The sequence below is a fragment of the Xanthomarina sp. genome (genome assembly GCF_035306605.1).
GTDB lineage: Bacteria > Bacteroidota > Bacteroidia > Flavobacteriales > Flavobacteriaceae > Xanthomarina.
Genome location: NZ_DATGNR010000016.1, coordinates 1 through 7,466, shown reverse-complemented (window position 1 = coordinate 7,466; position 7,466 = coordinate 1). Strand labels below are relative to the sequence as shown.

At 33.9% G+C, this 7,466-nt stretch carries 5 protein-coding genes; 3 read left to right on the top strand and 2 right to left on the bottom strand.

Annotated features, from left to right (window positions below):
• Nucleotides 1-45: 45 nt before the first annotated feature.
• Together VKY41_RS02210 and VKY41_RS02205 are read right to left on the bottom strand one after the other, a co-directional pair.
• The gene (locus VKY41_RS02210; RefSeq protein ID WP_500812802.1) at nt 46-432 is read right to left on the bottom strand and encodes a hypothetical protein; all 387 of its coding nucleotides are present in this window, start codon (nt 430-432) and stop codon (nt 46-48) included.
• 56 nt (nt 433-488) lie between these two features.
• Nucleotides 489-3,923, bottom strand: a complete 3,435-nt coding sequence (locus VKY41_RS02205) for a DUF8818 domain-containing protein (RefSeq protein ID WP_500812801.1) — start codon at nt 3,921-3,923, stop codon at nt 489-491.
• Between the two features lie 182 nt (nt 3,924-4,105).
• Here VKY41_RS02205 and VKY41_RS02200 point away from each other — a divergent pair, with 182 nt between their 5' ends.
• The 3 genes from VKY41_RS02200 (at nt 4,106) to VKY41_RS02190 (ending at nt 7,407) form a co-directional block, all read left to right on the top strand.
• Nucleotides 4,106-4,870: an exodeoxyribonuclease III gene (locus VKY41_RS02200; protein WP_500812800.1), complete on the top strand. Its 765-nt coding sequence runs from the start codon at nt 4,106-4,108 to the stop codon at nt 4,868-4,870.
• Between the two features lie 58 nt (nt 4,871-4,928).
• On the top strand, nt 4,929-5,888 hold the full coding sequence (locus VKY41_RS02195; protein ID WP_500812799.1) for an OmpA/MotB family protein: 960 nt from the start codon (nt 4,929-4,931) through the stop codon (nt 5,886-5,888).
• Nucleotides 5,889-6,369: 481 nt separating this feature from the next.
• On the top strand, nt 6,370-7,407 hold the full coding sequence (locus tag VKY41_RS02190; RefSeq protein ID WP_500812798.1) for an aldo/keto reductase: 1,038 nt from the start codon (nt 6,370-6,372) through the stop codon (nt 7,405-7,407).
• Nucleotides 7,408-7,466 lie beyond the last annotated feature (59 nt).

Below are 7,466 nucleotides of genomic sequence, written 5' to 3'. Positions count from 1 at the left end.
GCCATTAAGAAATAGCTTTTAAAATGAACTTAGATTACGGGTGAATTATGCGAATTTAGGAGGTTGAAAAACAGCTGATTTTTCAAATAGAGAGATAGATTCTTTATAAAAGAAGTTACAAGGAATTTCAACAAAAGGTGGGTATTCCAAAGTGACGTTTATATTGGGAACTGTAAAAGAAACACTGGTATGGCAACAGGTTTGATTATGTTTAAAAGGTAAATCCTCATGTTCCTTATGCTCGTTTTCATGCTGGAACTTGGCATCGCCATAATGTTCGGATATAAAATCAAAAAACGAGTCGCCATAAGTTTTTTGATGATATTCGGCATGCTCCATTAAAACACCCAGTCTTGAAAGATCTTCAAAACCAAAGTTAAAACTCTGTACAAGAATTAAAACTGAATATGTTATGGCTACAAGTTTGTTCATATAAGATACAAAGTTACAAAAATATAACCATTTGGTTAGTAACCATTATTACATAATTAAAAATAGGCTTTTAACTGAATACTTCCTGTATGAATTACTTTGCTAGTTTCGCTTTTTCTTCCTAAATAGTTGAGGTTTAGGTCTAAAAATGAGGTTATTTTCTTTTGTCCTAATAAACTCCAAGTATAGTTTTTTCCTGGCTGTAAACCTTCCATCATTTGGTAGGCAACCGGTGTATTTGCTCCGCCCTTGAAGTTGTTTTCAAAGTAATTAAACTCTCCAATTATGGACATGCTTTGAATATTCGCAAACGAAAAAGAAGCTCCATATTTTTGTTGTTTCAAGGTTTCTAAACTAGCAATAGTGTTGTGCTTGTTTGTGTACTGATAAAAAATATCAAATCGCGTATGGTCATTTAATAAATAAGATAACTTCGGATTTATTTTGGTTTCATCAATATCATAATTTTTACTGCTGAAATTTTCACTAAAACTTTCATTGTTGTTAAAGCTGGTTTGAAAATTAATCAGCCAACTAGTTGCGAACTTATGATTGAATAACAAGCTGTGACTAACTATAGCATTTTCAATAAAACCAATAGTTAAATTGTTTTTTGAGTTGTTTTTTAGAAAGGTGTAAGAGGTTGTGTAATGTTGCTTTCCGCGATTAAAAAACAGGACGTTTCTGAGGTTCAGTTGCAACCCTAATTCGTTTTCTCCGTCTCGATAAAACGGATTTAAATTAATACTGTTTCCTTCTCTCTTATTTTTGCTGTCTACCAAATATGAGGTTTGATTATGGAAATGAGAAAGTACCTTTTTAATTCCACTAGCTTCACTCGACCATGGTTGAGGGTTAATGGTTAACGTTTGACTTAATCTATTTTGATGCGTTTTTATAAATACCTGATTTGGAAGCAACACTCGAATATATTTTCCTTGATCTTGAAATTGTGCAATTTCAAATTCCTCCAATTCTTGAATGCCGTTTTCGTTGTAGTCAATCCACATATAATTTCCTTGCCCAGGTTCTACTTCTACAAAAGTGAATTCTTGTTGCGGTAGCGTACCTGAATTTGTTTCGTAAACAGTATTCCATAAAAAGAATTGTTTAAAGAAACGTTGACTAAATTGAATTCTTGAGTTCAAGGAGCGTTCATCTTCTATGGTCTCATCAGCACTATTTAAAACTCTATAATTGGCGTATAGCGATAAATTGGTTTGTTCATTTTGAATAATCCGAGAGTCTAAATAATAGGTGTTAGATGAATTAACTTTTTGTAATTGGTTGTTTCTTAAACTATCATTCACACGATATTTATAACCTATTTCGGCAAATACTTTGGTGCTATCTCCAACACCTGTAAATACTTCGTGCGATTTGAATTTCTGACTTAATGGGGTGTAAGCATTTGTCGAGTTTACTTTTTGTTGGTTATCTTCCATAGCCAACCTGGTTCCTGTCCATGCTTTGTTGAAACTATAGGTTAGGACATTGTAAGTTCTAAAAAACGCCGAGTTATTTGTGGTATATGAAGTGTTTAGCATGCTTGATTGGGATATGATTTGCCAGTTGTTAAGCATAAAATCAGCTGAAACAATATGCCTATTCCCATTAAAACTTTTAGAATAATTTAAATATTCAAACTCGTAGCTTGCTCTACCTTTTTTATTATGAAATACTTGTATTCCTGTTTTAGTTAGGGTTTGAGTGCCAGGATTTAATGATGTGTTTTGGTTTGTTGAATTTCCTAAGTTCCAATCTCGATTAAATTCGGCTTTGTAAATACGTTGTATCGAACGAAAATCCTCTTGGATATAGTCAATGTCGGCAAAAACCTCCAAATTCCACAAACTATCTTGTTTGATTATTGCTTGATTTACCTTTAGTTTTCCTGCAAAACCATCGTTATTGCTGTCGTCTAAAGTGGAGAATAGGTTTAAATCATTTTTGCTTACTGCGGCCTCAAAACTAATATCTGTTTTACCGCTAGGTTTGTAATCGCCATTAACTATTGCCATTTGTAATTTAGTTGGCGCGATTAGTTGAAAAACCGGCTCATAATTTCCTTGAGGCACTCCGGAAATAGGTTCAACATATTCGTATATAGTACTTATGGCGTTTATACTACTTACAACATAATTCCCTAAATTATCTCCTACAAGGGTAAATCGGGCACTATAAAGTTCGTCGTTTGGGTCATTAGAAAAAACCAATGCTTCTACACCATTAATCAGCACCTTTTTATATAGAATTCTATTTTCATTATAGGGTTCTGGCGCAATTGAAGGGGCAACCATTTGCGTTCTGTCATCTCCAGCATTGGCTAAAATTTGAACTTGTTCGGAAGACAGATTTTGTTGGAGTGGATTGTTTTTCGAGTCGTTTTCGCTGTATATTGAAACACCAAGATTTAGATTCTCACTTTCATATCTTCCTCCTCCAAAAACCATCAAACGGGAGTAATTTCTTTCACTATATTGGTAGTCTACGGTTACGCGCATTTCAGAAGTTACCGGAAACGTGGAGTTAAAAATAATTTCACCTGCATTATAATCGATTATATAATCGTTGGATTCTCCTCGTTTCAAAGGAACGCCATTTACATAAACGGTTTCGCTACCTGAAACAATAAGTACGTATAATTCTTGATTAGGTCCTTTTAATTTATAGGGACCTTGATTGCCTTCCTGAGCTGTAAATTGACTGCTTGTAAACTGCCCCCTAACCATTGCACCAGATGCAAATAAATTAGTTTTAGAATCTGAATGATGTAGGGTAGCCCCAACCGATAAACCTTGTACTCGTTTGTTGAAATTGGCAAAATAGGAATTTGGGTTGGTCAGGTCGATATCTCCAGCTCTGATTTTCCAATTATCACTAAATAATTCAATGAATACCTGATCAAATTCATCCAAGCGCTGGGAATAACCACTTTCTTGTAAGGGTACATTCGCGTCTTGGATAGATGCTCTTAAAGAGACCTTGTCGCTTAACTTCCCGGTTATTTGAAGGTCTAACTCACTATTCAAAACTGAGTTTTGGTTATTGCCAATAACTACACCACGAGAAATACTTCCCGAGGTTGATAATCCATCAAACGGAGTAAAATTTTGCTTTTCGTTAGGTTGTGAAAGTTTATAGAGTTTGGCAAGGTTATTTGTGTTTTCAACAATAATACCGTCGTCAATTTGTTTGTAAGTTCTAGTTAAGTATTCAGGATACTTTAGGTAGTTGACTATAAGAGAATCTGCATCAATGGGTTTAATAAAAGTAATTATAGCCTTTTTGTAATCAACAGAATAAAAGGAATCGTCCACAAACGAACCGTCTTTTTTTTTCAATGTCAAAAAATTAGAATTGATACTTACACTATCTATAGCAACAGAATCTTTAACAGCAACCGTTTTTGTTCTGTAGTTAGATTCTGGGGTTTGGGCTAAAGCCGAAAACCCAAAAAGCATGGATAAAAAAATCAGTGTAAACCTCATGAAGTATTAAACTACATATCAATTAAAATATTTTGTTGACAGCTTTTGTTAAAACGGATTTAAATAATAGTGTAAATGTAAAGCATTATTTATTTTAGCTGAAATTACTTGGCTTTATTTAATAAAGCTAGTTATAAACCAAAGTATTAAAAAGATTACACTTAACCCTTTTAAAAGCAGATATGAAGATAATTTCTTATAACGTTAACGGCATTCGTGCAGCAATAAGCAAAGGATTTATAGATTGGTTAAAAGCCGCAAATCCGGATGTTATTTGCTTGCAGGAAATTAAAGCAATGAAAGAGCAGTTGGATTTAAGTGTTTTTGAAGAGGCAGGATACCCACATCACTATTGGTTTAGCGCTCAGAAAAAAGGCTACAGTGGAGTGGCAATCTTGTCTAAAATAAAACCCAACCATGTAGAATATGGTACAGGCATAGAATCTATGGATTTTGAAGGAAGAAATCTACGTGTAGACTTTGATGGTGTTTCAGTTATGAGTTTGTATTTACCATCTGGAACCAACGATGCCCGTTTACAGCATAAATTTGATTATATGGATATGTTTCAAGATTATGTTAATAATTTGAAACAAGAAATCCCAAACCTTGTTATTTGTGGCGATTATAATATTTGTCATCAGGAAATTGATATTCATAATCCGAAAATGAAAGGAGTTTCTGGTTTTTTACCAGAAGAACGCGCTTGGTTAGGACAATTTATCGATAACGATTTTATAGATGCTTTCCGATATTTACATCCTGAAAAACAAGAATATAGCTGGTGGAGTTATCGTGCCAATGCTAGAGCTAATAACAAAGGATGGCGAATAGATTACACGATGGTTTCAAAACCGCTACAAGAAAAGATAAAAAGAGCCGTTATACTTAAAGATGCCGTGCATAGCGACCATTGTCCGATATTAGTTGAAATAGAAAACAATTAAATATTGGATTAAAAAATCGTTATCAACATCCCTTCATAAATTAACCCAATTATAAATAATGAAAAACAGAATCTTAATTTTAGCGCTTTCTACAGTATTAGTAAGTGCTTGTGTGTCTCCCAAAGTCTATAAAGATTTAGAAAATAAGTATGCGACTTTAAAGGATGAAAACAGAGAGTTGAAAAGTGATAATAAAACATTAAACAGCGAGAAGAATGCCGCTCAAAATGAATTAACTCAATTGCAAAAAGCCTATAATGAAGCCATTGCTGAGCGTGATAAGTTGCAAGCAGATTATGCTTCAAAAAAGGCAAATTTTGATAACTTAAAAGCTTCTTATGATGCTTTAGAGAAAAACAGTTCATCAGCCATTGCAGAAAATGTTCAAAAAAATAGAGAATTATTGGCTCGCTTAGAAGCAAAAGAACAAGCGCTTGAAACTGAAAACACAAGATTGGAAGCTTTGAAAAAAGAACTAGAGGCTCGTTCAAATCGTGTAGCAGAATTAGAAAGCGTAATTGCGGCTAAAGACGCTGCCATGACAGAATTGAAAAACGCAATATCTAGAGCTCTAGTCGATTTTGAAGGAAAGGGATTGACTGTTGTTCAACGCGATGGAAAGGTTTATGTGTCTATGGAAAATAAATTACTGTTCCAATCTGGTAGTTGGGCTGTTGGTGTTGAAGGGGCAAAAGCGGTTAATCAATTGGGGTCTGTATTGGCTGATAATCCAGATATTAATGTGTTAATTGAAGGGCATACAGATAATGTTCCTTATTCAGGAAATGGAATCATGAAAGGAAACTGGGATCTATCAACCAAAAGAGCAACAGCAATTGTTGAGATTTTAAGACAAAATTCAAATATTAATCCTGAAAATCTAACGGCAGCAGGAAGAGGAGAATTTGCACCTATTGCATCTAACGAAACTTCAGAAGGTAAAGCTAAAAATAGACGAATAGAAGTTATTCTAACTCCAAAGCTGGATGAAATAACGAAGCTGCTTAACGACATTTAAATGTTTAAACGCGATTCGAAAGAATCGCGTTTTTTATATTAAATAGTTAAAAACGAAATCGTCTTAGGTTGTTAATTTCTCAATCTATCTCTTGTTGGTAGTATAAATGAAAGTGCTGTAATGTCGAGATTTACTATTCTTCAAAATGTGAGAGATATGAGTCTAGTTGAGAAAGGGCTTCATCTAAAAATCTTTTGTTTACTAATTTGAACCTATTTTGAATAAAACAAAATCTATTGGCAGAGTGGATTTGGATAATGCTAGGAATAGGAGCTTTCTAACTCGAGTTTTCTTTATAATTTAGCAACTTTTAATTAGCAAATTAGTAACATATAGAACCTTAATATTTGACAGGGATAATCTAGAACGTATGTGTCTTCTAATATTATTTTATCAAGGACAAGGAACTCCCTCAAGAAAATAATGAATGAGTTATATGTTTAATTAGGAAATATAAACTAATTTTAATTGTTGTATAAAGATGAAATACACCACATTACCACATACTAATATTAAAGTAAGTAAGCTTTGTTTAGGGACCATGACTTGGGGTAACCAAAACACCGAAGAAGAAGGTTTTGCTCAAATGAGTTTTGCTACTGACAGGGGTGTTAATTTTTTCGATTGTGCTGAAATGTATCCAGTTCCGGCAACGGCAGAAACCTATTCTAAAACTGAGCAAATTATCGGGAATTGGTTTAAGAAATCGGGAAAGAGAGATCAAGTAGTTTTAGCCACTAAAATTGCAGGTCCTGGAGATTATACAGCACATATTAGAACCAATGGTTTTAGTCCAGAAGCACTAAAAGATGCCGTAAATCAAAGCTTAAAAAGACTTCAAACGGATTATATAGATTTGTACCAACTTCATTGGCCAGAACGTCAAACCAATACATTTGGGGTTAGAGATTATAAACATAATCCTGATGATTCTTGGACCGATAACTTTAATGAAATTCTTCATACTTTCGACGGTATTATTAAGGAGGGTAAAGTACGTCATATCGGAATTTCAAATGAAAAAGCTTGGGGAGCTATGCGTTATTTAGAAGAATCTAAAATAAATCATTTGCCTCGAATGATTACAATTCAAAATGCGTATTCTTTGCTTAATCGTATGTTTGAAGGTGATTTGGCAGAAATCTCTATAAGAGAAAATCTTGGTCTTTTGGCTTACTCGCCAATGGCATTTGGTGTATTGTCTGGCAAGTATATTAAAGGAACCGACTCAGAAAACTCCAGGCTTAACATGTTTTCTAGGTATACTAGATATAGTTCGGAGCGTGCTACTCAAGCAACAAAAGCTTATTTGAAACTAGCGGAAGACAATAAGATGTCTTTAGCACAAATGTCCTTAGCGTTTGTTACTCAACAACCTTTTGTAACTAGCACCATAATAGGAGCTACAAACTTAAAGCAACTTGAAGAAAATATAGCTAGTGTGGATTTAAGTTTATCGTCCAAATGTCTTCAAGCTATTGAAAAAGTACATTCTAGTATTCCAAATCCTTCACCGTAAACTAATCCGTAAAATTTATGATGTATTATCTTAGGTTGTTTGCACTTTAACGATGAAAA

Excerpts from the sequence above, each read along its gene's own strand:
- VKY41_RS02190 (WP_500812798.1), top strand. The coding sequence starts at position 6,370 with ATGAAATACACCACATTACCACATACTAATATTAAAGTAAGTAAGCTT.
- VKY41_RS02200 (WP_500812800.1), top strand. The coding sequence starts at position 4,106 with ATGAAGATAATTTCTTATAACGTTAACGGCATTCGTGCAGCAATAAGC.
- VKY41_RS02195 (WP_500812799.1), top strand. The coding sequence starts at position 4,929 with ATGAAAAACAGAATCTTAATTTTAGCGCTTTCTACAGTATTAGTAAGT.
- VKY41_RS02205 (WP_500812801.1), bottom strand. The coding sequence starts at position 3,923 with ATGAGGTTTACACTGATTTTTTTATCCATGCTTTTTGGGTTTTCGGCT.
- VKY41_RS02210 (WP_500812802.1), bottom strand. The coding sequence starts at position 432 with ATGAACAAACTTGTAGCCATAACATATTCAGTTTTAATTCTTGTACAG.